The sequence below is a fragment of the Pseudonocardia adelaidensis genome, assembly GCF_039543345.1.
In the GTDB taxonomy this organism is placed as follows: Bacteria; Actinomycetota; Actinomycetes; order Mycobacteriales; family Pseudonocardiaceae; genus Pseudonocardia; species Pseudonocardia adelaidensis.
The window spans coordinates 125935-151171 of record NZ_BAABJO010000005.1 but is presented as its reverse complement, the minus strand read 5'-3'; the positions used below and the strand labels follow the sequence as shown (position 1 = coordinate 151171).

Genomic DNA, 25237 nt, shown 5'->3' with positions numbered 1-25237 from the left:
CGCACGAGAGCACGGACGGGCGGCCGGTCCCCACGGCCCGGGCCGGGGGTCAGGCCTGCGCGCGGGCCGGCAGCGGCTCGGGCTGGCCGGGCTCCCTGTGGTGGTAGGTCCGCCCGCGCATGGCCGAGGCGAGCGCGGCGACGAGGCACGCGCCCGCGGCGAAGCCGAGCGCCAGGGTGAGGCCGGAGGCGAACGGACCGGAGATCAGCTCCGGGAAGAACGTGCGCCCGGTGAGGAACTGCACCTGCTGCGGGGTGAGCGTCGCGAGGACGTCGGGGCCGAGCATGTTCTGGATCGGGTTGTCGCCGAGGAGTGCCGCGAACAGCGACCCGACCGGCGGCAGGTTCGCGACGCGCGTGGCGGCGTCGGCGGGCACGCCGTTGTCGACGAGGCCCTGGTAGAGGGTGCCGGGTAGGGTGCTGGCGAGCCCCAGGATGAGCATCGAGAAGAAGACGCCGATGGACAGCACCGTCGCCGAGTTCTGGAACGTCGAGGTCATGCCGGCGCCTACGCCGCGCTGGCCGGGCGGCAGGCTGTTCATGATCGCGGCCCGGTTGGGCGAGCTGAACAGGCCCATCGCGAGGCCGTTCAGCGCGAGCAGGGCGGCGAACGCCCGGTAGTCGAAGTCGACCGGCAGCAGGTCCATCAGGGCGAAGCTGGCGGCGGCGAGCACCATCCCGCCGGTGGAGAACGGGCGGGCGCCGAACCGGTCGGAGAGCATCCCCGAGATCGGGCCCGCGACCAGGAAGCCGATGGTCAACGGCACCATGTAGATGCCGGCCCACAGCGGCGTCTGCTCGAAGTCGTACCCGTGTTCGGGCAGCCAGATCCCCTGCAGCCAGATGATCAGGATGAACTGCAGCCCGCCCCGCCCCAGCGCGGCGAGCAGGCTGGCGATGTTGCCCGCGGTGAACGCCCGCAGCCGGAACAGCGACAGGTGGAACATCGGCTCCGGTACGCGGGTCTCGATCCACGCGAACACGGCGAGCACGGCGATCCCGCCGATGATGCAGGCGAGCACCATCGGGTTGCCCCAGCCCATCGCCCGGTCCCCGTAGGGCTGGATGCCGTACGTGATGCCGACGAGCACCGCGACGAGCCCGACGGCGAACGTGATGTTGCCCCACCAGTCCAGCCGGGCCGGCAGACGGGCGCCGCTCTCCCGCAGCTTGAGGTACGCCCAGATCGTCCCGAACACCCCGACGGGCACGGACACCAGGAAGACCAGTCGCCAGTTCAGCGGGGCCAGCACCCCGCCCACGATGAGCCCGATGAACGACCCCGCGATGCCGGCGACCTGGTTGATGCCGAGCGCGAGCCCACGCTGGTGGGCCGGGAACGCATCGGTGAGGATCGCGGTGGAGTTGGCGAGGAGCAGCGCCCCGCCGACGCCCTGCAGGACCCGCATGACGATCAACCAGAGCGCCGCGGCGTCACCCTGCATCCACACGCACGCGAGCAGCACCGAGAACACGGTGAACACCGCGAAGCCGAGGTTGTACATCCGGGTGCGGCCGAAGATGTCCCCGAGACGCCCGAAGCTGACCACGAGCACCGCCGTCACCACGAGGTAACCCATGATCAGCCAGAGCAGGTAGCCGATGTCGCCCGGCGCGAGCGGGTCGATGCCGATACCCCGGAAGATGTCGGGCAGCGCGATCAACAGGATCGACATGTTGATCGTGACGATCAGCACGCCGATGGTCGTGTTGGAGAGCGCCACCCACTTGTAGCGGGAACTCTCCGCATCGCTCGTTAGCATTGACAATAACTCTACGCCAGAGCGACCGGCGCGACCGTGTGATCCGTCATTGCCAGCCGAACGACCCGTTCCACGGCACCCGGTGGTCCGCAGCGTCGGACTGCAGCGCCTCCAGCTCGGCCGCGCGCTGGAGATCCGCCACCGCGATGAGCCCGACCACGCGACCGTCCTGCTCGACGACGATGTCCCGCCCGGGGCAGTGCGGGCGCCGCACGATGCGCTCGAGCGGCACGTCGTGCTCGACCACCTGCTCGGCCGGCACGGGGCGCGCCACGGCGGCGACGGTGGTCGTCCGGCGGGCGCGTGGGTCGATCGCGGCGATCTCGGCGAGATGCAGGCGCCCCACCAGCCGCCCCTCGAGGTCGACCACCGGGAACATCCGGTGCCGGGGCCCGTCGGGCCCGAGCAGCTGCTCCACCAGGGCCTGCACCGTCCACCACCCCGGAGCCAGGAACGGCCGGGGCATCATCACGTCGCAGGCGAGCAGGCCACCGAGCCGCTCGCCCGCCCGCACCCGGCGGGGGCGGGCACGCCTGCGCATGAACCGCTTCCCCAGCAACGCGACCCCCAGCAACACGGCACCGGTGCTCGTCGAGAGCGGGGTACCCGGGGGCATCGCCCCCGACGCCCCCCGCGCGCTCCACGGGCGGCGGGGCGCCAGAGGTGGGCCGGGGCGGTCGCACCCGAACCGTTGCGCCCACACATGAGCTGCAGCTGGTGCGCGAACACCACGGTTGGTGCGTGACGGCTCGGCGCGACGAGGCCAGGCACTGACACACCAACAGAAGCGCCCACACACGAACTGCAGTTGCTGCGCGAGCACCACGATTGGTGTGCAACGGCCCGGGCGGCGTGGCCACGGTGGCCGCACACCGGCCTCGGCTCAGCGGGCGGCCGGCCGGGCTCCGAGTGCCGCGGCCAGCAGGGCGGAGACGTCGGCGTCGACCGCCGTGTAGTGCACGAACGTGCCGTCCCTCCGGCCGCGGACGAGGCCGGCGAGTCGCAGCTTCGACAGGTGCTGGCTGACCGCCGTGGGCGAGGCGCCCACGAGCTCGGCGAGGCAGGCCACCGACGTCTCACCCTGCGAGAGCGCCCAGAGGATCTTCACCCGGGTGGGGTCGGCGAGCAGCCGGAAGCGCTCGGCGGCGGCCCGTGCCTCGTCCTCGCCGGGCATGTCGAAGTCGGGCAGGGTGTCGTGCACGTCCCGAGGGTAGCGGAGGCCACAACTACCTGACTGCCTTTGAACCTTCGCATATGCGCAGCTATTGTTCCACGCCGTGGTCACCCTCGAACGTCCCGCCCTGCCCGCCGTCCACCGCCGGGCGGCGATCGGCGCACTGCCCGAGGTGCGGTGGGCCGCGGTGGCGCTGGCGCTCTTCACGGCCGGTGGGGCCGCCCAGCTCACAGGGGCACCCTCACCGGTCTGGTGGGCGCTGTACCTCGCCTGCTACGTGGCCGGGGGCTGGGAACCCGCGCTGGCCGGGCTCCGCGCGCTGCGCGGGCGGGCGCTCGACGTCGACCTGCTGATGGTGGTGGCGGCGATCGCGGCCGCGATCGGCCAGGTCTTCGACGGAGCCCTGCTCATCGTCATCTTCGCCACCTCCGCGGCGGTGGAGGCCGTGGTCACCCGGCGGACCGAGGAGTCGGTGCGGGCGCTGCTCGACCTCGCTCCCGAGCGCGCCGCTCTGCTCCACGCCGACGGGACCGAGGAGAACATCCCGGTCGCGGACCTCGACGTCGGCGACGTGGTGCTCGTCCGGCCCGGCGAGCGCGTCGGAGCGGACGGCGTGGTGATCTCCGGGACCAGCGAGGTGGACCAGGCCTCGATCACGGGCGAGGGCCTGCCCGTCCCGAAACGCCCGGGCGACGAGGTCTTCGCCGGCAGCCTGAACGGCACCGGCGCGCTGCGGGTCCGGGTCGAGCGCGTCGCGACGGAGTCGGTGGTGGCCCGCATCGCGGCGATGGTGCGGGAGGCGTCGGCCACCAAGGCGCGTACCCAGCTCTTCGTCGAACGCATCGAGCAGCGCTACTCCGGGGCCGTGGTGGTCGCCGCGCTGGCGCTGGTCGCGATCCCGCTCGCGTTCGGCGCGGCGTTCGAGCCGACGCTCCTGCGCGCGATGACGTTCATGATCGTCGCCTCCCCGTGCGCGGTCGTCCTCGCGACGATGCCGCCGCTGCTCGCCGCGATCGCGAACGGCGGCCGGCGGGGCGTCCTCGTGAAGTCCGCTGTGGCGATGGAGGCGTTGGGCCGCACCACCGTCGTCGCGTTCGACAAGACGGGCACGCTCACCGAGGGCCGGCCGCACGTCGAGTCCGTCACCGCGTTCGACGGGTTCGACGAGGACACCGTGCTCGCGCTGGCCGCGGCCGCCGAGCGCCCCAGCGAGCACCCCCTCGCCGCCGCGGTGGTGCGGGCCGCGCGGGAACGCGGGCTGGCCGTCGCCGACGCCGGCGACTTCGGCTCCCTGCCCGGCCGGGGCGTCCGCGCCACCGTCGGCGCGACGGCCGTGGTCGTCGGCTCGCCGACCATGCCGGACGCGGACCCGGCGATCAGCCGGCTGCAGGCCGGCGGCGCCACGGTCGTCACCGTGACCGCCGACGGCCGCCCGGCCGGGTTCCTCGCGCTCGTCGACCGGCTCCGGCCGGACGCCGCCGACACGGTGGCACGGCTCGCGGAGCTGACCGGGAACGCGCCCGTGCTGCTCACCGGCGACCACGCGGCCGCAGCGCAGCGGGTGGCCGACGCCGTGGGGATCACCGACGTGCGCGCCGGGCTCCTCCCCGACGCCAAGGCCGCCGCCGTGCGCGAACTGCAGGCCTCCGGGCACCGCACGCTGCTCGTCGGCGACGGGGTGAACGACGCCCCCGCGCTCGCCACCGCCGACGTCGGCGTGGCGCTGGGCGGGCGCGGGATCGCGCTGGCGGTGGAGACGGCGGACGCCGTGATCGTCCGCGACGACCTCATCACCTTGCCGAACCTGCTCGGCCTCTCCCGCCGCGCGCGCCGGGTGGTCCTGGCCAACATCGGGATCGCGGCCACGGTGATCGCCGGCCTCGTGACGTGGGACCTCCTCGGCACCCTCCCCCTGCCACTGGGCGTGGCCGGGCACGAGGGCTCCACGGTCGTGGTGGCGCTCAACGGCCTGCGCCTCCTGCGCGCGGCCGCATGGCGGCGCGCCGGAACACCGGGCCGCCCGCGCGCGTTGCGCTACGGCGACAGGTGAGCGGCGGCCACGCTCTTCGGCACCACCATCCGCCAGGCGTCGACCACCAGCTCGCGCATCTCGTCCTCGTCGAGCGCGGCCGTCCAGGCGTGCACCCAGTGGAACCGCTGGTCGGAGAGCCCGGGCAGGTGGAACTTGGCGGGGTCGGACGCGATGAGCGCGTCGCGTTCCTCCTTCGGATAGGCGAAACCCATGACCGTCTCGTCCCGGGAGAACGCGACGTAGACGATCTGGCCGACGCGGAACTTCACCCGGTCGTGGATGAGGTGCTCGGTGGTGCGGGGCAGCGACAGCGCCAGCCGCCGCACGGAGTCGACCGTGACCATGGCCCCAGCTTCCACCGGGGGCACGACAGTTCCGGAACGCGTTCGGGGCCGTGAGGGGTCTCACCACGATCTGGATCGATTCCGGGCGGCCTTGCCGGGATGCTGGAGACAGGTGCCCGCCGTCGCCGCGCCGTATGCCCGCAGAAGTCGACGATCACGTGGAACCGGAACCCATATGCCCTTCCCCCTGGATCCCGCACGCCTGCGAGCGGCCCGTCGCCGCAGGTCGACCACCACACCCGTGCGCCGGCACCGCATCGCCGCGACCCTGCTGTTCACCGTGGACGGCGCCGTGTTCGGGTCATGGGCCTCGCGCATCCCCGACGTCGCGGCGGGCGTCGGCGCGGGGCCGACCACGCTCGGCCTCGCCCTGCTGTGCGTCTCGCTCGGCGCGCTCGCCAGCATGCAACTGACGGGCGTGCTGTGCGCCCGGCTCGGCCCCGGGCTCACCGGGGTGGCGGCCGCGATCGCCACCTGCGCCGCGATCGCCCTCCCCGGCCTCACCGGCTCGGTCCCCGCGCTCGCGGCCGCGCTGCTCGGGTTCGGCGCCGCCACCGGAACGCTGAACGTGGCCGCCAACGCCATCGGCGTGCAGGTCGAGGCCGCGCTGCACCGTCCCGTGCTGCCGTCCCTGCACGCCGGGTTCAGCGCCGGCGGGCTCGGCGGGGCCACCGCGGGTGGAGCCGTCGCCGCTGTCGCCTCGCCCGCCGTGCACCTGCTCGTCGTCGCCGCGCTCGGCGCGCTCGTGACGGCGGCCGTGGCGCCCGCCCTGCTCGCCGCCGACGGCGAGCACTCCCCGGACGGCGCCGACCCGGCGCCGCGCGGCACCGCCCGCGGCATCGTCGTGGTGCTGGGCGTCATCGCAGGCTGCACGGCGTTCGGGGAGGGCGCGGTCACCGACTGGGGTGCGCTGCACCTGCAGGAGATCGGCGCGACGCCGGTGCTCGCGGCCGCGGGCTACTCCGGCTTCTCCCTCGCCATGGCCTGCGGCCGGCTGGCCGGGAACGGCCTCGTCCACGCCGCCGGCCCCACCCGCGTCGTGACCGGTGGGGCGCTGCTCGCGACCACCGGAGCGCTGGTGGTGGCCACCGTCCCGGCCGTTCCGATCGTGCTCGCGGGCTTCGTGCTGATCGGGCTGGGCCTGGCCAACGTCTTCCCGATCGCCATCGCGCGCGCGGGCGCCCACGCTGGCGCCGGCGGCGTCGCGCTCGCCTCGACGGTCGGCTACACCGGGCTGCTCGGCGGCCCGCCGCTGCTGGGCATCGTCGCCGAGGCGGTCGGGCTGCCCGTCGCCTTCGCGACGGTCGCCGCGCTGGCCGCGGTGGCCGCAGGGCTGGCCGTGCCCGCGCTCGGCGGCGGCGAACGCGTGCTCCACGCCGTCAGCACCGCCCTCCGCGCCGCCGTCGCGCGGCACACCTCCCAGCTCGGCGTGCTCCACACGCAGCTCTCCGGACCCGCCGCCGACCGGCGCCCGTACCCGGGCCTGGAAGCCCTCGCGACCTGATGACAAGGAGGCTTCGACATGGAAGCTGCCACCCTGACCCACCCCACCTCCGTCCCGACGTTCGCCGCGATCCACGGCAAGCTCATGCAGGGCGTGAGCTACGCGATCCCGTTCGTGGTCACCGGCGGCGTGCTGCTGGCGCTCGGCTACGCGCTCGGCGGCCCGGCGATCGGCACCGCGCCCCCGGTGACCGACGGCTTCGACTGGCTCGCCGGGCAGAGCTGGGCGGCGCTGCTGCACCAGCTCGGCACGCTCACCTTCGGCCTGCTCGTGCCCGTGGTCGGCGGGTACGTCGCCCACGCCATCGCCGATCGGCCCGCGCTCGTGCCCGGGTTCGTCGGCGGCACCGTCGCCGCGCAGACCGGGGCCGGCTTCCTCGGCGGGCTCGTCGCCGGGGTGCTCGCCGGTGTCGTCGTCGACCGGCTCGCGCGCTGGCACCCACCCAGCGCCGTCGCGGGCCTGCGTCCCGTGCTGGTCCTGCCGCTGGCGGGCACCCTGGTCACCGGCGCCGTGATGTGGCTCGTCGTCGGCACGCCGCTGGCCGCCCTGACCTCCGCCCTGACGAGCGGCCTCGCCGACCTGTCCACCGGCAGCCTCGTGCTCGCCGGCGCGACGCTCGGGCTGATGGTGGCCGCCGACCTGGGCGGGCCCATCAACAAGACGGCCTACACGTTCGCCGTCGCCGGCCTGGCCACGGGCACGCCGGCGGCGCTGACGGCGATGGCCGCCGTCATGGCCGCCGGCATGACGCCGCCGCTCGCGATGGCGCTCGCCACCACGCTGCGCCGCCACTGGTTCACCCCCGCCGAGCGGGAGACCGGGCGCGCCGCCTGGCTGCTCGGCGCCGTCTACGTGACCGAGGGGGCGATCCCGTTCGCCGCAGCCGACCCGCTGCGGGTGCTCCCGTCGCTCCTCGCCGGCTCGGCGGTGACGGGCGGTCTGACGGCCGCCCTCGGCGTCGCCGCCGCCACCCCGCACGGCGGGATCTTCGTGGTCCCGCTGGTCGGCAACCCGTTCGGCTACCTCCTCGCGATCGCCACCGGCACCCTCGTGTCGACCGCGGCCGTCCTGGCCCTGAAGGCGCGGGAACAGCGGATGCGGGAATCCCGCTCCTGAGATCCCCTGTGCCACGATCCGTGACCAGGACGGAGCGGGGGGTCACGTGACGCGGCACGAGGGTTCGATGATCCGGCGGCGGGTGCTGGCCCGCCAGCTGAAACTGCTGCGCGAGCAGTCGGGCCTCACCCTGGAGCAGGCGGCACCGAAGCTGGACTTCTCGGTGAGCAAGCTGTCCCGGATCGAGAACGCCCAGGTCGTCATCGACGTGCACTGGGTGAAGAGCATGCTCGACGTCTACGACGCGGGCGGCGCACGGTGGAACGAGCTGCTGGATCTGGCCCGCGAGGCTCAGCAGCCGGGGTGGTGGCGGGCGTACGGGCTGGGCAACAACAGCTACATCGCGTTCGAGACGGAGGCGAGCCGGGTCCAGGTCTTCACCCTCGGCTACGTGCCCGGGCTGCTGCAGACCGCCGGGTACGCCCGGGCGTTGATGCGCGCGGTGCCGGTGCGGCGGACCGACGAGCAGCTGGACAACGAGGTCGCGGCCCGGATGTACCGCCAGCAGCGGTTGTCGTCGGCCGAGAACCCGCTGGAGCTGGTAGCGGTGGTCGACGAACCCGTACTGCACCGTCCGGTCGGCGGGCCGGACGGGCTGCGTGAGCAGCTCGACCATCTGGCCATGCTCGCAGAGCTGGACAGCGTCACCCTGCACGTGCTGCCGGCCGCCGTCGGCGCTCACGCGGCACTGGCCTCCGGATTCAGCATCCTCAGCTTCGGTGAGCTCGAAGAGCCCGACATGGCCTACATCGAGCACACGGTCGGAGCATTGATGCTCGACAAGGCTGAGGAGGTCGTGCGGGCTAAGCTGGCGTTCGAGCATGTGCTGTCCGATTCGCTAGACCCGGCCGAATCGCTGGCGCTGATCCGCCGGTCAGCCGGGGGGTGAGACCGTCCGAAGGAGAAGGCCGTGGACGACGACGAGCTCCGCTGGTTCACGAGCAGCTTCAGCGGCGGCAACGGTGACTCCTGCGTCGAGGTGGCGTTCCTGCCCGATGCCGTCGCGGTGCGGGACACGAAGGACCGCGCGCTGCCCCCACACCGCTACCCCGCCCCGAGCTGGACGGAGTTCCTCACGGCCGTGCGGTCGGGCGAGTTCGACCGGTCCTGACCCGACGTCACGCACGGAGCAGGCCCTTCGCACAAGGCAGACAAGGCCGGCCTCGTGTGAAGCCCGGGCTGGGTCTGTGAAGTGGCCTCGGGGCCGGTTCCTCTTCCGAACCTGCCGGGTCTGCCCCTGCATGACATCCGAACTCGATGCGGCCCGCGAGCTCCTCGACGGGCCGCACACCGCGATCCTCTCCACGGCGAACCGCGACGGCCGGCCACAGTCGTCCGTGATCTTCGTGAAGCCGACGGGCGGGACCGTCGTGTTCAGCACGATCCGCGGGCGGCTGAAGACCCGCAACATGGAACGCGACCCGCGCGTGAGCCTGCTGGTGCTCGCGCACTCCGGCCGGTACGTGGAGATCCGCGGCCACGTCGACATCACCGACGACCCGGACAAGACCCTGCTCCACGAGATGTACGGGCGCTACCTGGGCGGGGCGACGCCACCTCCCGAGCCCGGGGCCGAGCGCGTGATCGTGCGGATCCACCCGGAGCGGCTCTACTTCTGGCCCCCGCTCTCTGCCGGATAGCCGAAGGCCGTGACGAGGCCGGGGTCGGCGAACACGACGATGCGGCCGATCCCGTCCTCCGCGACGGTCAGCACCGCCACCCCGAACGGCTCGTGGACGCCGGAGGGGCCGCGGCGGTACGCCACCGCGGCCGGCTGCCCGTTGGCGCGGGCCGGCACCATCCGCCAGTCCCCCGGTGCCCCGAGCACCGGCGGGCTCGTGATGTACGGCAGGCAGGTGTTCAGCCCGGAGAACCAGGTGCGCGAGCCGACCATCTCCAGCGCGGCGTCCTCGCGCAGCACCTCCTCGAAGGCCGCGGCGTCGGCGTTCTCGAAGGCGGCGATGTAGCGGTCGAGCAGGGCGCGGGCCCGCGGCTCGTCCGGCTCGACGAGCGCATCGGCGCTCGGCGCCGCCTCCTCCACCCGGGCCCGGGCGCGCTGCAGCGCGCTCTTGACGGCCGGGACGCTCATGTCGAGCACGGCGGCGACCTCGGCGGCCGGGAACGCCAGAACGTCGCGCAACAGCAGCACCGCCCGCTGCCGGGCGGGCAGGAGCTGCAAGCTCGCGACGAGCGCGAGCCGCAGGTCCTCCCGCGCCACCACCGCAGCCGCCGGGTCGTCGGGATCGGCCGTGACCAGCGCGTCCGGGATCGGCTGCACCCAGCTGACCTCCGGCCCGGCGGGAACCGGCGGTGCGTACGGGTCCTCGGACGGGCCTGCGAGGCCGGAGGGCAGCACGCGGCGGCCGCGGCGTTCCAGTGCGGTGAGGCTCGCGTTCGTCGCGATCCGGTGGAGCCAGGTACGCACCGAGGAGCGCTGCTCGAACCCGCCGTAGCCCCGCCACGCCCGCAGGTAGGTCTCCTGGACGACGTCCTCGGCGTCCTGCAGCGATCCGAGCATCCGGTAGCAGTGCGCGAGGATCTCGCGGCGGAACGGCTCGGTGCGGGCGGCGAAGTCACTCGTGGTCATGACAGGTAGACCCGTCCGGCGGCGAAGGGGAATCGGTCGGCTCGGGCCGTTCGCCCAGCGCGTCCGCGACGGCCCGGACCACCCGCCGGGTCTCACCGCGGCGGACCACCCAGGTGGTGAGCGAGAGCGGCAGGTCGCGCAGCGGCGTCCAGCGCCAGCCGGACAGCTGCCTGCACGCGGTGCGCGCCCCGACGACCACCGCGTCGGCCCGGTGGGCCTCGGCCGCGGCGAGCGCGTGTTCGACGAACCGGGCGAAGAGCCAGGTCGGGTGCACGCCCGCGGTCGCGGCGGCCGCGAGGAGACCGTCCTGCTGGCCGGGCACCTGTCCCCGCGAGTGGATCAGGACGCGCAGGCCGTCCAGGTCGGCCAGCCGGTGCTGCGCCGCGTCGGCGAGCCGGTGGCCGGGGCGCAGCGCGATGCCGAAGGGCTCGGTCCAGAGCAGCTTCCCGATGTGCCCCGAGGGCGGCGCCTGGTGGACGATCCCGACGTCGAGCTCGCCCTTCTGCAGCGACCGCAGCTGTTCTGACGTGTTCGCCTCCACGAGCGCCAGCGTGCAGTCGGGCACGTCCGCCCCGATGGTGCGCACGGTCTCCACCAGCCAGTCCGGCGGGATGCCGGGCGGCACCCCGACCGACACGGTCTCCCGCACCCGGTCGGTGCCCGCGACGACGTCGGCCGTGGCCGCCTCGAGGGCCAGCAGCTGGCGGGCGTGGCCCGCGAGCGCCGTGCCGGCCGCGGTCAGCGCGACGCCGCGCGCGCTGCGTTCCAGCAACGGCCGCCCGAGCTCGTGCTCGAGCGCCCGGATCTGGCGGCTCAGCGACGGTTGGGCCACCAGGAGGTGGGCCGCCGCCCGGTTGAGCGAACCGAACTCCGCGACGGCGAGGAAGTAGCGCAGGTGCCGCAGTTCCACCCGGCCACCTTATGCCTCCGAAGCAGAAGTAGCGGTAGCGAGCAGGACCTGGACAGGACGGACCACAGATCCTGTACTCGCTCTATGCCTGGTTGTTCTAACGAGCGCGTCGCCGTGGTCACGGGCGGCGCCGGAGCGCTCGGGGCCGCGAGCGCCCTGCGGCTCTCCGCCGACGGCGCCGTCGTCGTGCTGGTCGACGTCGACGGCGACGAGGCCGCGCGGCAGGCCGAGCGGATCCGGACCGGGACCGGCCGGCCCGCCGTCGGCCACGAGGCGGACGTCACCGACGAGGACGACGTCGAGCGGCTGGTCGACGAGCTCGGCTCCCGGTTCGGCCGCCTCGACCAGCTCGTGAACGCGGCGGGCCGCAACGCACGGGGCGGCTTCGCCGAGATGCGCGCCGACTGGGACCTGGTCGTCGCCGTGAACCTGTGGGCGCCCGCGCTGCTGTGCCACGCGAGCGCGGACCTGCTGACCGTGGGCGGCGGCGCGATCGTCAACATCGGCTCCCGGACCTGGCTCTCCGGTGGGCCCGCAGCGTACGCGGCGTCGAAGGCGGGCCTGGTGGGGCTGACCCGGGCCCTCGCGGTCGAGCTCGGCCCCCGCGGGATCACCGTGAACGCGGTCGCGCCGAGCATGGTGGTCACCCCGTTCACGCGCGGCGGCCGCAGCGACGCCGAGTTCGCCGCGATCGCCGAGCGGCACCGGGCGATGGCCGCGATCCCGCGCCTGGCCACGCCCGAGGACGTCGCCCACGCGGTGGCGTTCCTCGCGTCCGACCGGGCCCGGTTCATCACCGGCGAGGTCCTGCACGTGGCCGGCGGCGCGCAGCTCGCGCCGAGGCCCTGACGGAGGCGACGGTGCCCGTTCTCCAGCTGCCCGGCGTGCAGCTCCACCACACCGACGAGCCGGGCGGTCCCGGCCGGCCCGCGCTGCTCGTGCACGGCTGGCTCGACAGCTCCGACACCTGGATCCACCTGCTCCCCGACCTGCGCCGGAGCCGCCGCGTGGTAGCCGCCGACCTGCGGGGTCACGGCTCCAGCAGCGCCCCGGACTCCCGGTACGACGCAGCGGAGCTCGCGGCCGACCTCGCCGCCGTGATCACCGCGCTCGGCATGGGGCCCGCCGTGGTCGTCGCGCACTCGATGGGCGCGTCGCTGGCGTCCCGGCTGGCCGTCGAACGGCCGGACCTCGTGCACGCCCTCGTCCTCATAGACCCCGACTACGGCGGCGACCCGCAGGAGCGGGAACGGCTGCACCCGATCGCCGAGCAGGACGACCCGGAGGCGGTCGTCCGCGACGTCGCCCGGCTCGTCGCCGCAGGCCCCGACGCCCGGACGGCCGCACCGCACCTGCGCGAATGGCACCAGCGGACGCTCGCGCGGGTGCCGCCGTTCGTCGTGGCCCGCAGCATGCGCGCGAACCTCTTCGCGCCGAGCTCGATCCGGTTCCGCCCCGCCGCGGACGAACTGCTCGCCCGCCGGACCCAACCGGTGCTCGCGTTCCACCGCGACCCGGCGCGCGCGGCGCTCGAACGGTCGCACCTGCGCCACCCCGCGTCCCGCGTGGTCGACGTGCCCGGCGTCGGCCACTGGATCCACCAGGAACGCCCGCAGCTGGTCGGCGACGAGGCCGGCCGGTGGCTCGCCCACCTCGAAGGAGAACCCGATGACGGTCAACGCTGATCGCCCCCTCGCACCACCGGTCCACAGCAGCGCGCGGGCGTGGACGGTCACGGCCGCCGTCGTCGGCGCGGTCGTGGTGGTCTTCCTCGACAAGGCACTGCTCGGCATCGTGGCCAACCCGGTGCGGGAGGACCTCGGCCTGTCGTCCACCGCGTTCGGCGCGCTCGGGAGCGCGTCGTACGTCCTGCAGCTCATCGCCTGCCTCGGTCTCGGGCTGCTCGCCAACCGCGTATCGCCCCGCCTGCTCCTGCTGGCCTCCGGCGTGCTGTGGGCCATCGGCCAGGCGCCCGCCGTCCTCGCCACCGCCGCGGTGGCGCTCGTGGTGAGCAGGCTCGTCGTCGGCGCCGCCGAGGGACCGGTCGTCCCGCTGCTGCACACGGTGGCCTACTCCTGGTTCCCCAACGAGCGGCGGGGCCTCCCGGCGTCGCTGATCACGAGCGGTTCCGCGGTGGCGAAGGTCGCGCTGCTGCCGGCGCTGACGGTGGTCGTCGTCGCCTTCGGCTGGCGCAGCGGGTTCCTGACCGTCGGCGTTCTCGCGCTGGTGTGGACCGTGATCTGGTGCGCCGTGGGCCGGATGGGGCCGTTCGCCACCGAGTCCACCCCCGTCGGGGCGGAGGCGCCGGCGCGCTGGACCCGCTTGCTGCGCAGCCGCACGTTCCTCGTCGCCGCGTTCGCCTACTTCGCGCAGGGCGCGCTGGCCGCCGTCGTGTTCACCTGGCTGCCGTCGTACTTCGAGAACGGCCTCGGCTTCACCGCCACCGCGTCCGGGCTGCTGTACGCGCTCCCGAGCGCGATGGGGATCGTCGCGCTCCTCGGGTGCGGGTCGCTCGGCGACCGGATGCTGCGCAGGGGCACCGGCTCCCGCACGGTCCGCGGCATCGCCGGCGGGCTCGTGCTGGCCGCCTCCGGCGCGCTGCTCTGCGTGCTGCCGTGGGTGTCCTCGACCGTGGTCGCCATCGCGGTGCTGGTGCTCGGCTACGGGTTCTCCGTCACGGTCAACACGGTGACGCTGCCGATGATCGCCGAGATCGCGCCCGCCGCGAAGCGGGCCGGGGCGCTCGCCGTGCTGATCGCGGCGGGCAGCTGCGCCGGCATCGTGAGCCCGCTGATCACCGGCCTGATCCTCGACTCGACCTCCTCCCCCACCGCCGGTTACACGACCGCGTTCCTGATGTGCGGCGGGCTGCTCGCCCTCGCCGGGCTGCTGTTCGCCGCCGTCGCCGACCCCGAGCGCGACGCGGTGGCCCGATGATGCTCGACCTCAGCGCGCACGAGCTCGTCACCACGACCCGCGCCGTACGCAGGCGCCTCGACCTCGACCGGCCCGTCGACCCCGCGCTCATCGAGGCCTGCGTCGAGATCGCCGTGCAGGCCCCGACCGGGCGCAACCGGCAGCGCTGGAGCTTCGTCGTGGTGACCGTGCCCGACCGCAAGGCCGCGCTCGCGGACATCTGGCGGCGCGGCACGCGGGCCGGCGGGACCCCGATGCCCGAGGAGGACGCCCGCCGCGCGTACGCGAAGCCGGGCACGATGGAGAAGGTCTTCGACGGTGTCGACCACCTGTACCGCACCCTGCACCGCATGCCGGCGCTCGTCGTCCCGTGCGTCACCGGCCGGACCGAGGGCGCGGCCGTCGTCGAGCAGGCGGGGACGTGGGGCTCGATCCTCCCGGCGACGTGGAGCTTCATGCTCGCCGCCCGCCTGCACGGCCTCGGCACCTGCTGGACCACCTCCCACCTGCACTTCGAGCGCGAGGCCGCGGAGCTGCTCGGCATCGACCACGAGCGCGTGATGCAGGTGGCGCTCACGCCCGTCGCGCACACCGTCGGCACGGATTTCCGGCCCGGCTCCCGCGTGCCCGTCGCCGAGGTCCTGCACTGGGAGCAGTGGTGATCCGCTACTCGTACGCGACGGTCGCCCTCCCGACCCTGACCCCCGAGGAGGCCGTCGGGTACGCCGCGGCCGCCGGCTACCGGGGACTGGAGTGGAAGGTCGGCGAGGCCCCGCACGCGGCCGGCAGCACCGCCGGGACGTTCCTGCGCGGCAACCGCTGCACGCTCGCGCTCGACCCGGCCGCGGGCGCCCGCGCCGCCCGCCTGTGCGCGGACGCCGGGCTCGCCGTCGTCGGGCTCACGCCCTACGTGCAGACCGGCGACCGCGCGACGCTCGACCGAGTGCTGGACGTCGCCGAGGCCGCCGGGGCACCGCAGGTCCGGCTGCAGGGCCCCCGCCCGCGACCGGGCGGGCCGGGCTACCACCCGCTGTTCGCGCAGGCCCTCGGCTTCCTCGACGAGGCGCAGGCGCGCGCCGCCCGGCGGGGCGTGCGCATCGCCGTCGAGCTCCACCAGGGCACGATCTTCCCCAGCGCGTCGCTCGCCCACCGCGCGGTGGCGCACTTCGACCCCGCGCGCGTCGGCGTGATCTACGACGTGGGGAACCTGGTGGTCGAGGGCTACGAGGACCGGCGGATCGCCACCGAGCTGCTCGGGCCGTACCTGCACCACGTCCACCTCAAGAACGCCGCGGTCTCCCCGGTCGACGGGCCCCGCTGGAGCCCGCTCGACGACGGCGCGGTCGACGTCGCGGGCGTGCTCGGACACCTGCGCGAGATCGGCTACGCGGGTTGGGTGTCGCTGGAGGACCTCAGCACCGAACGGGACCCGCTGTCGACCCTGCGCCACAACGCGAAGGTCCTCGCGGCGTGCGGGGCCCCCGACTGGGAGGAAGGGAAGGAACATGACCTCCGAGGATGCGCAGGCGATCCGCAAGCTGGTGGAGGACTGGGCGCTGTGGCGCGACGCGGGTGACTGGGAGCGGTTCGCCACCGTCTGGCACCCGAGCGCCGGCTGGATGACGGCGACGTGGTTCCAGGGCCCGGCCGCGGAGTTCGTCGAGGCCAGCCGCACCGGGTTCGAGAACGGCGTGCGGATCCTGCACTTCCTCGGCGGGCACACCGCGGACGTCCGCGGAGATCGCGCCATCGCCCAGACCAAGATGACCATCAGCCAGCGGGCCGAGGTCGACGGGGTCGAGGTCGACGTCGTGTGCACGGGGCGCTTCTACGACTTCCTGGCCCGCGACGGCGGCCGATGGCTCATCGTGCGCCGCCAGCCGATCTACGAGAAGGACCGCCTCGACGTCGTCGACCCGGACGCGACGCTGCACCTGGACCCGCAGCTGCTCGGCCACTTCCCGGAGGGCTACCGCCACCTCGGCTACGTGCAGACGAAGGCCGGGTTCACGGTCGAGGGCGGGCTGCCGGGGCTCACCGGCGAGGCCGTGGAGCGGCTCTACGCCGAGGGGGCGGCGTGGCTCGCGGGCTCGGACACGGCGGGAGACCCGCGATGACCCGCTCCACTGCGGCACTCCCGGACGAGGTGCTCGTCCACGATCCGGGCCTCTACCCGGAGGGCGTCGAGTGGGACGGGGCGAGGTTCCTCGTGAGCTCGGTCGCCCGCGGAACGGTCACGGCCGTCCGCGACGACGGCTCCCTCCAGGAGTTCGCCGCGGCGGACGGGATCACCAGCTCGCTCGGTCTCCACGTCGACGCCGCCCACGGCCGGCTGCTGGTGGCGGGCGCCGCCTTCGCCGCCGTCGGGGACCCGCAGGTCGCAGGCGAGGCGAAGCTGGCGATCCACGACCTCGCCACCGGGCACCGGCGCCACCTCGTGGACCTGGCCGCGCTGCGCCCGAATGCCCGGCACCTCGCCAACGACGTGGCGGTCGACCCCGCCGGGAACGCCTACGTCACCGACAGCTTCACGCCGGTGATCTACCGGGTCACGCCGGACGGGCGAGCGAGCGTCTTCGTCGAGGACCCACGCCTGTCCGGAGAGGGCATCGGCCTGAACGGGATCGAGTACCTGCCGACCGGCCACCTGCTCGTGTCGCTGGCGAGCGCCCGCACGCTCTTCCGCGTCCCGCTCGACCGGCCCGAGCGGCTGACCGAGGTGCGCCTGCCCGAACCACTGGCGGCCGACGGCCTCCTGCTCCTCCCCGACCGGGCCGTCGTCACCCCGGCGCCGTTCCACCCCGCCGTGCTGGAGCTGCGCAGCGACAGCGGCTGGGCGTCCGCCCGGGTGACCGGCCGCCGCCTCACCACGCCGGAGGCGACCACGACCACCGCGGCGCTGCGCGATGGCGCTGTGTACGCCCTGAACGCCCACTTCGCGGAGATGGGCGGCCCGCAGCCGGTGGCGACGTTCGAGATCTTCCGGGTCGAGCTCACCGGCTGACGCGCCGGTCAGCCGCCCTGCGCGAGGGTGGGCCTGCGCTCCGCGAACGCCGCGGTGAGCTCCTCCAGTGCCGGCAGGGCGGCCAGCAGCGCGGCCGCGGTCTCCGGGGGGAGCTGCTCGACCACCGCGAACAGGATCGCCGTGCGGCGTTCGAGGATCCGTTTGCTCTTCTCGCGGCCCTCGACGGTGGCCTCGGCCACCACACCGCGCTGGTCCGACGTGGCCGAGGAGCGCTCGATCAGCCCCTTCTGCTCCAGCACGCCCATCACCCGCGAGAGCATCGTGGGGTTGACGCCCTCCAGCTCGGCGACCGCGGAGATCCGGATCGGGCCGCGCGCGACGACCACGCCGAGCACCGACGCCTGCGTGGGCGTCAGCTCCTCGCTCGACGCGGACTCGTTCATCGACCGGGCCAGCTTGCTGATCACGCGTCGCAGCCGAATGGCGGCGTCGGTGTCGAAACCCGCGGCAGCCCCTGTGCCCTGCATCCGCCCATGAAACCAGGACGGGCGATGCCATGTGGTCACGACCCGTGGTTAAATTGCTTGCCGAAAGGCAAGTTGGGGAGGGGGCCCGGTGTCCGTCACAGTCGATGCCGCGCCGCGCCGCCCCCTCGTCCGCTGGCTGGTGTTCGCCACCGTCGTGCTCGCCATGCTGATGCACGCCATCGACCAGACCTCGGTCGCCACGGCGCTCTCGGCGATGCAGGCCGACCTCGGAGCGAGCCTGGCGTGGATGGGCTGGACGATCACGATCTACTCGGTCGGCCAGATCCTGATCCTGCCCTTCGCAGGCCCCCTGGGCGACCGGTTCGGCGCCCGCCGCGTGTACCTGGTGGCGGTCGCCGCATTCACGCTGATGTCGGTGCTGTGCGGGCTGTCCTCGGGCACCGTGGAGCTGATCATCGGTCGGTTCCTCCAGGGGCTCGCAGGCGGTGTCCTGCTCCCGGTGGCCACCGCCATCGTCTCGGCCGAGTTCGGCCCGGACCGCGACCGGGCCATCGCGCTGTTCAGCACGGCCTTCCCGATCGGCGCGGTGCTGGGGCCCCTCGCCGGCGGGCTCATCCTCACGTTCGCGTCGTGGCGGGAGATCTTCTTCGTCAACGTGCCGGTCGGGATCCTGCTGGTGTGCCTCGGGCGCGCCCTGATCCGGGAGACCCCGCGCGCGGCGATGGGCGGCGTCGACCTCGTCGGCGTCGGCTGGCTCACCGCACTCCTGCTGTCCGGGATGATCGCGATCACCCGGATCGGGTCGTTCGGCGAGGGCTGGACCGGCCCGGCCTCGGTGGTCGTCGCGGGCGCCGTCGCGCTCGTGGCGGGCCGGTTCCTGCTGCGCCACCTGCACCGGCACCCCGACCCGATCATCCCGCCGCGCCTGCTGACCGGGCACTCGCTGGGCGTCATGAACGTGATGAACGTCCTGTTCGGCGCCGCCGTGATCGGGTTCTCGGCGCTGCTGCCGCACTACGCCCAGATCCGCTACGGCATGTCCCCCATCGCCTCCGGCGGCCTGCTGACGGTCCGCGCCGTCTTCATGATCGTGGTGTCGGCGGTGGCGGTCGGCCTGCTGCGCAGGCTCGGGCACCGGCCGCTCCTGCTCGCCGGGATGGCCGCGATCACCGTGGCGCTGGTGCTCATCGCACTGCCACCGGTGCACAGCGGCCCCGAGGTCTGGCTCTCCCTCGGCGCCGCCGTGATGGGCCTCGGGATGGGCTTCGCCTCCCCGTCCTCGGCCAATGCCGGGATGCACCTCGTGCCGGAGCAGGCCGCGGCCGTCTCGGGCCTGCGGGTGCTGTTCCGGCAGGCCGGCGCGATCGTCGCGGTCTCGCTGGTCACCGCGGCGAGCTCCGCGGCCGCCGACCCGGCCGCGGCCAACACCGTCGCCTTCCTGGCCCTCGCCGTGGTGATGGGCGGGGCAGGTGCACTGGCCATGCGGATCCCGAACCAACGCGGACGCTGGTAGTACCTCCTGCATGCGCCTGACCTTGCGGGACGAGGAGCCGCCGGCCGGGCCGTGGCGCATCGAGCCGCTGGCCTCCCTCACAGCCCTCCTGCTCGAGCCGCCCCGGACGACGAAGGCCCGGCCGCCGATCGCAGCGGTGGACGGGCGAGGGGCCAGCGGGAAGACCACGCTCGCCGGGCGGATCCGGGCCGCGCTGCCGGGGACGCAGGTCGTGCACACCGATGACATCGCGTGGGAGCACTCGCGCTTCGGCTGGGACGACCTCATGATCGCCGGTGTGCTCGAGCCGCTGCACGATGGCCATGACGTCCACTACCAGCCGCCGGCCTGGGCTCCTCACGGTCGGACCGGCCACATCGACGCCTCAGCACGGGCACCACTCGTGATCGTCGAAGGCGTCGGCGCCTCCAGACGGGAGCTCTCCCACCTGATCGACACTGCCGTATGGGTGCAGTCGGACTGGCCCACGGCCGAGCGCCGCGGCCTCGTTCGCGACGGCGGCGACGCGAGGGCACTCGAAGGCTGGCGGCAGTGGGAGGCGGAGGAGCTCCCGTTCCTGGCCGCCGATCGCCCGTGGGAGCGGGCGAGCATCATCGTCGCGGGAACGCCACAGATCGGTCACGATCCCGAACGCGAGGTCGTGGTGGCGCCGCCGCTCTCCGGTCGATCGATCTGAGCAGGTTCACGAGAACCTCGGGATGCGTCACCTTCCGCAGGAAGGCGCCGGCGACCAGCGACGACAGCCCGAACGATCGATCGCCGTTGACGGCGCCCCGCAACCAGGTCGCATACTCCCCGTGCCGGGGGTCGTCGACGTTGTGGGCACGGATCAGGTCGTTGACGTCGCAGGAGATCACGGGCGCTCGTCCATCAGCTCGAGCATCGCGGCGTTGTCATCGAGATCGACGCCCGCCTGGTAGTCACCGGCGCGGAAGGTGCGCAGCTCGAATGGCATGATGCATGCCGCTCACGACCACCACCCGCACGCGGGTTGCGTCGGCGGGACGGGGCGGGCGCTACTCCTCGGACTACTCCTCGGACTCCCCCGAACCGGATCGCGCAGGCGCGGACCTCGGGCGGGCGAAGAGCCACATCAGGATCGCGCCGACGACCGCTCCACCGATCAAGGCGATGACGACCGTCAGGGGTGCGGCCTGCCCGGTGCCGCTCGCGGTGTTCTCGATCGCGACCTGGCTGGGCTCGCCCTGCGGGGCCGCCCCCGGCTGCGCGGCGCCCTGCCCCAGGAAGTCCCGCAGCATCCCGGTGTCGGTGATGACGTTGAAGTTCTGCCCGATGAACGGCACGGTCATCTGGCTGTTGATGCCGAGGACCTCGCCGCGGGCGTTGATGGTGGGCCCGCCGGAGATGCCCTCCGCGAGGTCGGCGTTGATCTGGTAGACGGCGACGCCCTGGCGGAACTGGCGGGCCGTGATCGTGCCGCTGGTGTTCACCGGCTGGAGCCGGGAGTCCTGCAGCACCTCGGCGGGTGTCTTGCCGCCGCTCGCCAGGCCGCGGATGTCGACGCCGTCGGTCTCGTCGATGTTGATCCCCGGGAACCCGATCGACGTCACGGTCTCCCCGAGCTGCGGCTCCCCAGGCGCGATCGCCAGCGGCTTCGCCGGCGGCATGCCGTACATCTCGAGCTTGGCGGTGTCGCCCTCGTCGGCCTTGCGGAAGCTGTCGACCCGGACGATGACCGGCGCCGTGATGACGGCGCCCTGCAGCTCACGCGGCTGGAAGGCCCAGACCGTGCGCTTCGGCTCCGGACGCGCGCCCTGGCTCGGCTGGGGTGCGCCGGTGGTCGGGTCGACCGCGGGGCCCGCACGGTTGTCGAGGGCCTGCCTGCCCTCCGCCGGGTCGACGCAGTGGCCCGCCGTCACGATCGTGGTGGGGGAGTCGAACCAGCCGGTGCAGATCGTCATGACCGGCAGGTCGTCCCCGGGAGCCGCGGGCGCGGGCGCCGGGGCGAGCGCGAACGGGTCCTGCGGTTCCTCCCAGGTGATGACCAGGCCCACGATCGACTGCTGGACCGACTCCAGCAGCCCGGGGTCGATGAGGCCGTTCAGCGGCGGCGGCGCCGGTTCGTCGGCCTGCGCCGGCGCGGCCCCGGTGAGCAGCGACACCGCGACGACGGCCAGCGCCACCGCCAGCCCGGACAGCCGTCTGACCAGTGCCCCTGTCGACACCTTCCCAACGGATCTCACGCTTCGGTTCCCCCCATGGGCTCGTGCACGGTGGAACGCGCGCTTCCCGGCCTCCGATCGGCAGCGTCCGCCCCCCGGCGAACTCCCGTCCACACCCCGTACCGGGAGCCGCTCGCCCCGTCGTTCTCGTCCTCGTCGATGCCCACGAGTGTGCCCGCCGTCAGCCATTGGTGCACGACTTCTGCGCGATTCGTGACCGGCCTGCGGCCCCGTACACCCGATCACGTCACACACCTCATGTGGACCTCACACCGGGACGAGCACCAGCGGACACGTGACGTGGTGGGCGCACCGCTGCGCGACCGACCCGGCGAGCACACCGGTGAGCCCGCCGCGGCCGTGGTTGCCCAGCACCAGCAGGTCGGCGTCGCGCGCCACCTCCAGGAGCTCGGTGGCCGCGTCCCCGTGCCGCACCTGCCGCTCCACCAGCTCCCTCGCGTCGGCCGGCAGCGCCGCGATCGCCTCGGACAGCCAGGCCTCGGCGGCCGCGGTGAGCTGCTCGTCGTCGAGCGCGGGCTGCGCGATGAACGCCCCGCCGACCTCCGGGCCGCCCGCCACCGGCAACGGCGGTTCGGTCACCGCGACCGCCAGCACCCGCGCTCCGGTCACCCGCGCGTGGTCCACGGCCCAGCGCAGCGCTGCCACGCCCTCGGCCGTGCCGTCCACCCCGACGGCGAGTTCCTGGGCTGTCACCGCGCCTCACCTCCCCCGGCCGGGAACGACCTCCTGGAGCTTGGTCTTGATGCCCTCGGCGACCAGGTGGAACGCGTCCGGGTCGCCCTTGAGCACGGCCTGCGCCGCCGACTTCGCCTGCTCGAACGTGGCGTGCGGCGGGATCGGCGGCACCTCGGGGTCGCAGTGCACGTCGAGGACGGAGGGCCGGTCGGCGGCGAGCACGCGGTCCCAGGCCGGCCCCAGCTCGTCCGGGCTGGTGACCGTGATCGCCTCCAGGCCGAGGCCGCGGGCGAAGTCGGCGTACGAGACGTCCGGCAGCACCTGCGACTCCTCGAACTTCGGCGCCCCGCCCATCGCGCGCAACTCCCACGTGACCTGGTTGAGGTCGTTGTTGTGCAGCACGCAGACGATGCAGCGGCGGTCGGACCAGCGGTCCGCGTAGCGGGCGATCGTCAGCAGCTCGGCCAGTCCGTTCATCTGCATCGCACCGTCGCCGGTGAGCGCGATCGCCGGGCGGTCCGGGTGGGCGAACTTCGCGCCGATCGCGTACGGCACCGCGGGACCCATCGTGGCCAGGGTGCCCGAGAGCGAGCTGCGGATGTCTCCCCGGATGCGCAGGTGACGGGCGTACCAGTTGGCGGCCGAGCCAGAGTCGGACGTCACGATCGCGTTGTGCGGGATGCGCTCGGAGAGCTCCCACACGATCCGCATCGGGTTCACCGGGTCCGCGTCGACCATCGCCTCCCGCCGCATGGTCTCCCACCAGCCCGCGACGTTCTCCTCGACCTTCTCCCGCCACGCCCGGTCGGTGGGCCCGGCCAGCAGCGGGAGCAGCGCCCGCAGGGTCGCCCCGGAGTCCCCGACGAGGTTCACCTCGGTCGGGTAGCGCATCCCGATCATGGTGCCGTCGATGTCGATCTGCACGGCCCGCGCCTGCCCGAACTCGGGCAGGAACTGCGAGTACGGGAAGCTCGATCCGACGATCAGCAGCGTGTCGCAGTCGCGCATCAGCTCGTAGCTGGGGCGGGTGCCGAGCAGCCCGATCGACCCGGTGACGAACGACAGCTCGTCCGACAGGACGTCCTTGCCCAGCAGCGCCTTGGCGACGCCTGCGCCCAGCACGTCGGCCACCTGCTCGACCTCGGCGGCGGCGCCGCGGGCGCCCTGCCCGACCAGTATCGCGACCTTGTGCCCTGCGTTCAGCACCTCGGCGGCGCGGACGAGCTCCGCCTCCGCGGGCACCAGCGTCGGCGCCACCAGGCCCGGCTCGCTGGAGGGCACCTGCTTGAACGCGTGCTGCGGCGGCGTGTACGGCTCGGTCTGCAGGTCGCTCGGGATGATGAGCGCGGTCGGCGCGCGGCGGCTGAGCGCGGTGCGGAACGCCCGGTCCAGCGCGTTCGGCAGCTGCTCGGAGACGTTGACCTCCACCAGGTACTCGCTGGCCACGTCCTTGAACAGGGCCTGCAGGTCCACCTCCTGCTGGTAGGACCCGCCCATCGCGCTGCGCTCGGTCTGCCCGACGATCGCGACGACCGGCACGTGGTCGAGCTTCGCGTCGTACAGGCCGTTGAGCAGGTGGATCGCCCCCGGCCCCGAGGTCGCCATGCAGACGCCGACCTTCCCGGAGAACTTCGCGTACCCGACGGCCTCGAAGGCCGACATCTCCTCGTGCCGGGACTGGATGAACCGCGGCCGGTCCTCCGCCTTCCCGAACGCGGTCACGAGACCGTTGATCCCGTCCCCCGGGTAGGCGAAGACCTCCTCGACACCCCACTCCCGCAACCTGCGCAGGACGTAGTCACCCACTGAGTCGGCCACGTGCACTCGCCTCCACTGCTCGTTCGCCGGTCCTACCGGGGGGCTTACCCGAGATCAGCGGCGTGACACCGCGTCGTGCGGGTGCGAATCGGCCAGTTTGCGACGGGCACCACGGGTCACCCACCGGCATGCGAGTCGTCGTCGTGGGCGCCACGGGCAACATCGGGACCAGCCTCGTCCCCGCACTCGTCGCCGATCCGGACGTCACCTCGGTGCTCGGCCTCGCGCGGCGCTCACCGGCGTGGCGCCCGGACGACGTCGAATGGGCCACCGCGGACATCGCCACCGACGACGTGGCCGCGCACCTGCGCGGCGCCGACGCGCTGGTCCACCTGGGCTGGCTGATCCAGCCGTCGCACGACCCGATCCTCACGTGGCGGGTCAACGTGCTCGGCGGGATCCGGCTGTTCCGCGCCGCGGTCGAGGCCGGCGTGCGCACGATCGTCCACGCATCCTCGGTGGGGGCATACTCACCCGGCCCGAAGGACACCCCGGTCGACGAGAGCTGGCCCACCGACGGATGGCCCACCGCCGCGTACCCGCGGGAGAAGGCCTACCTGGAGCGCGTGCTCGACCGCATCGAGGCCGAGCACCCGCAGCTGCGCATCGTGCGCATCCGCCCGGGCTTCGTCTTCAAGCGGGAGACGGGCGCCGAGCAGCGGCGGCTGTTCGTCGGCCCGTTCCTGCCGAACCGGCTCGTCCGGCCGAGCCTGATCCCGGTGGTGCCGGACCTGCCCGGCCTGCGCTTCCAGGTGGTGCACTCCCTCGACGCGGCCGACGCGTTCCGGCGGGCGGTGGTCCGGGACGTGCGGGGCGCGTTCAACGTGGCCACCGACCCGGTGGTCGACGCGCAGCAGCTCGCCCGGCTGCTGGGTGCCCGCCCGGTGCGGCTGCCGGCGCGCCCCGCGCGGGCCGCCGTCGCGACCGCGTGGCAGCTGCGGCTGACCCCGGCATCGCCCCACCTGCTCGACGCCCTGCTCCGGGTGCCGATCATGAGTACCGACCGGGCCCGTTCCGAGCTGGGCTGGCAACCGCGCCACGACTCGCTCGAGACGCTCGACGAGTTCCTCGGCGGGCTCCGCGACGGTGCGGGGATGGACACGCCCCCGCTCTCCCCGCGCACCGGAGGACCGCTGCGTTCCCGCGAGGTGGGCACGGGCGCGGGCGAGCAACCGTAGCCGGATCAGGGCACCGGCCTTGCTCAGCAGTTCGGCGCGTTCCCGGGCCGG

Annotated in this window: 26 protein-coding genes; 16 read left to right on the top strand and 10 right to left on the bottom strand. The window is 73.8% G+C overall.

The window, feature by feature from the left end:
* Positions 1–49 precede the first annotated feature (49 nt).
* From ABEA81_RS08195 to ABEA81_RS08185, 3 genes are all read right to left on the bottom strand, one after another.
* The gene (locus ABEA81_RS08195) at positions 50–1762 is read right to left on the bottom strand and encodes an MFS transporter (protein WP_345604238.1); all 1713 of its coding nucleotides are present in this window, start codon (positions 1760–1762) and stop codon (positions 50–52) included.
* A gap of 46 nt (positions 1763–1808) precedes the next feature.
* Positions 1809–2378, bottom strand: coding sequence for a CBS domain-containing protein (locus ABEA81_RS08190; RefSeq protein WP_345604237.1), 570 nt, complete (start codon positions 2376–2378; stop codon positions 1809–1811).
* Positions 2379–2645: 267 nt separating this feature from the next.
* A complete protein-coding gene (locus ABEA81_RS08185; protein WP_345604236.1) occupies positions 2646–2963 on the bottom strand; it encodes an ArsR/SmtB family transcription factor in 318 nt (105 codons plus the stop codon).
* A 76-nt stretch (positions 2964–3039) separates the two neighbouring features.
* Here ABEA81_RS08185 and ABEA81_RS08180 point away from each other — a divergent pair, with 76 nt between their 5' ends.
* Entirely contained in the window at positions 3040–4986 is a 1947-nt protein-coding gene (locus tag ABEA81_RS08180) for a heavy metal translocating P-type ATPase (RefSeq protein ID WP_345604235.1), read from the top strand.
* Here the strand turns inward: ABEA81_RS08180 and ABEA81_RS08175 are convergent.
* A complete protein-coding gene (locus ABEA81_RS08175) occupies positions 4971–5312 on the bottom strand; it encodes an MmcQ/YjbR family DNA-binding protein (RefSeq protein ID WP_345604234.1) in 342 nt (113 codons plus the stop codon). The genes ABEA81_RS08180 and ABEA81_RS08175 overlap by 16 nt on opposite strands.
* A 241-nt stretch (positions 5313–5553) precedes the next feature.
* Here ABEA81_RS08175 and ABEA81_RS08170 point away from each other — a divergent pair, with 241 nt between their 5' ends.
* The 5 genes from ABEA81_RS08170 to ABEA81_RS08150 all read left to right on the top strand — a co-directional run bounded on the left by ABEA81_RS08170 (position 5554) and on the right by ABEA81_RS08150 (position 9572).
* Positions 5554–6816, top strand: a complete 1263-nt coding sequence (locus ABEA81_RS08170) for an MFS transporter (RefSeq protein ID WP_345604233.1) — start codon at positions 5554–5556, stop codon at positions 6814–6816.
* A gap of 18 nt (positions 6817–6834) precedes the next feature.
* Positions 6835–7932, top strand: a complete 1098-nt coding sequence (locus ABEA81_RS08165; protein ID WP_345604231.1) for a PTS fructose transporter subunit IIC — start codon at positions 6835–6837, stop codon at positions 7930–7932.
* Positions 7933–7978: 46 nt separating this feature from the next.
* A complete protein-coding gene (locus tag ABEA81_RS08160; RefSeq protein WP_345604230.1) occupies positions 7979–8821 on the top strand; it encodes a helix-turn-helix domain-containing protein in 843 nt (280 codons plus the stop codon).
* A gap of 21 nt (positions 8822–8842) precedes the next feature.
* Positions 8843–9043 carry a DUF397 domain-containing protein gene (locus ABEA81_RS08155; RefSeq protein WP_345604229.1) on the top strand — a complete coding sequence of 67 codons (201 nt, stop codon included), beginning with the start codon at positions 8843–8845 and terminating at the stop codon, positions 9041–9043.
* A 130-nt stretch (positions 9044–9173) separates the two neighbouring features.
* Positions 9174–9572 (top strand): PPOX class F420-dependent oxidoreductase, encoded by a 399-nt coding sequence (locus tag ABEA81_RS08150; protein WP_345604228.1) that lies wholly within the window; start codon positions 9174–9176, stop codon positions 9570–9572.
* Here ABEA81_RS08150 and ABEA81_RS08145 read toward each other — a convergent pair.
* Both ABEA81_RS08145 and ABEA81_RS08140 read right to left on the bottom strand, forming a co-directional pair.
* Positions 9542–10519 (bottom strand): sigma-70 family RNA polymerase sigma factor, encoded by a 978-nt coding sequence (locus tag ABEA81_RS08145; RefSeq protein WP_345604227.1) that lies wholly within the window; start codon positions 10517–10519, stop codon positions 9542–9544. The two genes, ABEA81_RS08150 and ABEA81_RS08145, sit on opposite strands and share 31 nt — an antisense overlap.
* Positions 10506–11429 (bottom strand): LysR family transcriptional regulator, encoded by a 924-nt coding sequence (locus tag ABEA81_RS08140; protein WP_345604225.1) that lies wholly within the window; start codon positions 11427–11429, stop codon positions 10506–10508. Before ABEA81_RS08140 ends, ABEA81_RS08145 begins: the two co-directional genes overlap by 14 nt.
* An 84-nt stretch (positions 11430–11513) precedes the next feature.
* On the opposite strand from ABEA81_RS08140, the gene ABEA81_RS08135 reads away from it, so the two are divergent.
* From ABEA81_RS08135 to ABEA81_RS08105, 7 genes are read left to right on the top strand one after another with little or no spacing between them, the layout of a single operon-like run.
* Positions 11514–12278: an SDR family NAD(P)-dependent oxidoreductase gene (locus ABEA81_RS08135; RefSeq protein ID WP_345604224.1), complete on the top strand. Its 765-nt coding sequence runs from the start codon at positions 11514–11516 to the stop codon at positions 12276–12278.
* 11 nt (positions 12279–12289) lie between these two features.
* Positions 12290–13114 (top strand): alpha/beta fold hydrolase, encoded by an 825-nt coding sequence (locus tag ABEA81_RS08130; protein WP_345604223.1) that lies wholly within the window; start codon positions 12290–12292, stop codon positions 13112–13114.
* The gene (locus ABEA81_RS08125) at positions 13098–14366 is read left to right on the top strand and encodes an MFS transporter (RefSeq protein ID WP_345604222.1); all 1269 of its coding nucleotides are present in this window, start codon (positions 13098–13100) and stop codon (positions 14364–14366) included. Before ABEA81_RS08130 ends, ABEA81_RS08125 begins: the two co-directional genes overlap by 17 nt.
* Positions 14363–15007, top strand: a complete 645-nt coding sequence (locus ABEA81_RS08120) for a nitroreductase family protein (RefSeq protein ID WP_345604221.1) — start codon at positions 14363–14365, stop codon at positions 15005–15007. The genes ABEA81_RS08125 and ABEA81_RS08120 overlap by 4 nt, the downstream gene beginning before the upstream one ends.
* Positions 15004–15921, top strand: a complete 918-nt coding sequence (locus ABEA81_RS08115) for a sugar phosphate isomerase/epimerase family protein (RefSeq protein WP_345604220.1) — start codon at positions 15004–15006, stop codon at positions 15919–15921. Before ABEA81_RS08120 ends, ABEA81_RS08115 begins: the two co-directional genes overlap by 4 nt.
* Positions 15851–16462, top strand: coding sequence for a nuclear transport factor 2 family protein (locus ABEA81_RS08110; RefSeq protein WP_345604219.1), 612 nt, complete (start codon positions 15851–15853; stop codon positions 16460–16462). The genes ABEA81_RS08115 and ABEA81_RS08110 overlap by 71 nt, the downstream gene beginning before the upstream one ends.
* Positions 16459–17349 (top strand): hypothetical protein, encoded by an 891-nt coding sequence (locus tag ABEA81_RS08105; RefSeq protein WP_345604218.1) that lies wholly within the window; start codon positions 16459–16461, stop codon positions 17347–17349. Before ABEA81_RS08110 ends, ABEA81_RS08105 begins: the two co-directional genes overlap by 4 nt.
* 8 nt (positions 17350–17357) lie before the next feature.
* Here ABEA81_RS08105 and ABEA81_RS08100 read toward each other — a convergent pair whose 3' ends face one another.
* Complete coding sequence (locus tag ABEA81_RS08100) at positions 17358–17837, bottom strand: MarR family winged helix-turn-helix transcriptional regulator (RefSeq protein WP_345604216.1); 480 nt, start codon at positions 17835–17837, stop codon at positions 17358–17360.
* 88 nt (positions 17838–17925) lie between these two features.
* Here ABEA81_RS08100 and ABEA81_RS08095 point away from each other — a divergent pair, with 88 nt between their 5' ends.
* Positions 17926–19311, top strand: coding sequence for an MFS transporter (locus tag ABEA81_RS08095; RefSeq protein ID WP_345604215.1), 1386 nt, complete (start codon positions 17926–17928; stop codon positions 19309–19311).
* 10 nt (positions 19312–19321) lie between these two features.
* Entirely contained in the window at positions 19322–19987 is a 666-nt protein-coding gene (locus ABEA81_RS08090) for a uridine kinase family protein (protein WP_345604214.1), read from the top strand.
* Positions 19988–20339: 352 nt separating this feature from the next.
* Here the strand turns inward: ABEA81_RS08090 and ABEA81_RS08085 are convergent, their stop codons facing one another.
* The 3 genes from ABEA81_RS08085 to ABEA81_RS08075 form a co-directional block, all read right to left on the bottom strand.
* Positions 20340–21497, bottom strand: coding sequence for a trypsin-like peptidase domain-containing protein (locus ABEA81_RS08085; RefSeq protein ID WP_345604213.1), 1158 nt, complete (start codon positions 21495–21497; stop codon positions 20340–20342).
* A 264-nt stretch (positions 21498–21761) separates the two neighbouring features.
* Positions 21762–22208 (bottom strand): universal stress protein, encoded by a 447-nt coding sequence (locus ABEA81_RS08080; RefSeq protein WP_345604212.1) that lies wholly within the window; start codon positions 22206–22208, stop codon positions 21762–21764.
* Between the two features lie 6 nt (positions 22209–22214).
* Positions 22215–24008 (bottom strand): thiamine pyrophosphate-requiring protein, encoded by a 1794-nt coding sequence (locus tag ABEA81_RS08075; RefSeq protein ID WP_345604211.1) that lies wholly within the window; start codon positions 24006–24008, stop codon positions 22215–22217.
* 128 nt (positions 24009–24136) lie between these two features.
* Between ABEA81_RS08075 and ABEA81_RS08070 the strand changes: the two genes are divergently transcribed.
* Entirely contained in the window at positions 24137–25186 is a 1050-nt protein-coding gene (locus tag ABEA81_RS08070) for an NAD-dependent epimerase/dehydratase family protein (protein ID WP_345604210.1), read from the top strand.
* The last annotated feature ends 51 nt before the right edge of the window (positions 25187–25237 follow it).

Bases quoted from the DNA above. Each gene is read 5' to 3' on its own strand.
- ABEA81_RS08195 (WP_345604238.1), bottom strand. From the start codon at position 1,762: ATGCTAACGAGCGATGCGGAGAGTTCCCGCTACAAGTGGGTGGCGCTC.
- ABEA81_RS08190 (WP_345604237.1), bottom strand. From the start codon at position 2,378: ATGCCCCCGGGTACCCCGCTCTCGACGAGCACCGGTGCCGTGTTGCTG.
- ABEA81_RS08175 (WP_345604234.1), bottom strand. From the start codon at position 5,312: ATGGTCACGGTCGACTCCGTGCGGCGGCTGGCGCTGTCGCTGCCCCGC.
- ABEA81_RS08165 (WP_345604231.1), top strand. From the start codon at position 6,835: ATGGAAGCTGCCACCCTGACCCACCCCACCTCCGTCCCGACGTTCGCC.
- ABEA81_RS08150 (WP_345604228.1), top strand. From the start codon at position 9,174: ATGACATCCGAACTCGATGCGGCCCGCGAGCTCCTCGACGGGCCGCAC.
- ABEA81_RS08145 (WP_345604227.1), bottom strand. From the start codon at position 10,519: ATGACCACGAGTGACTTCGCCGCCCGCACCGAGCCGTTCCGCCGCGAG.
- ABEA81_RS08135 (WP_345604224.1), top strand. From the start codon at position 11,514: ATGCCTGGTTGTTCTAACGAGCGCGTCGCCGTGGTCACGGGCGGCGCC.
- ABEA81_RS08125 (WP_345604222.1), top strand. From the start codon at position 13,098: ATGACGGTCAACGCTGATCGCCCCCTCGCACCACCGGTCCACAGCAGC.
- ABEA81_RS08120 (WP_345604221.1), top strand. From the start codon at position 14,363: ATGATGCTCGACCTCAGCGCGCACGAGCTCGTCACCACGACCCGCGCC.
- ABEA81_RS08110 (WP_345604219.1), top strand. From the start codon at position 15,851: ATGACCTCCGAGGATGCGCAGGCGATCCGCAAGCTGGTGGAGGACTGG.
- ABEA81_RS08105 (WP_345604218.1), top strand. From the start codon at position 16,459: ATGACCCGCTCCACTGCGGCACTCCCGGACGAGGTGCTCGTCCACGAT.
- ABEA81_RS08100 (WP_345604216.1), bottom strand. From the start codon at position 17,837: ATGCAGGGCACAGGGGCTGCCGCGGGTTTCGACACCGACGCCGCCATT.
- ABEA81_RS08090 (WP_345604214.1), top strand. From the start codon at position 19,322: ATGCGCCTGACCTTGCGGGACGAGGAGCCGCCGGCCGGGCCGTGGCGC.
- ABEA81_RS08070 (WP_345604210.1), top strand. From the start codon at position 24,137: ATGCGAGTCGTCGTCGTGGGCGCCACGGGCAACATCGGGACCAGCCTC.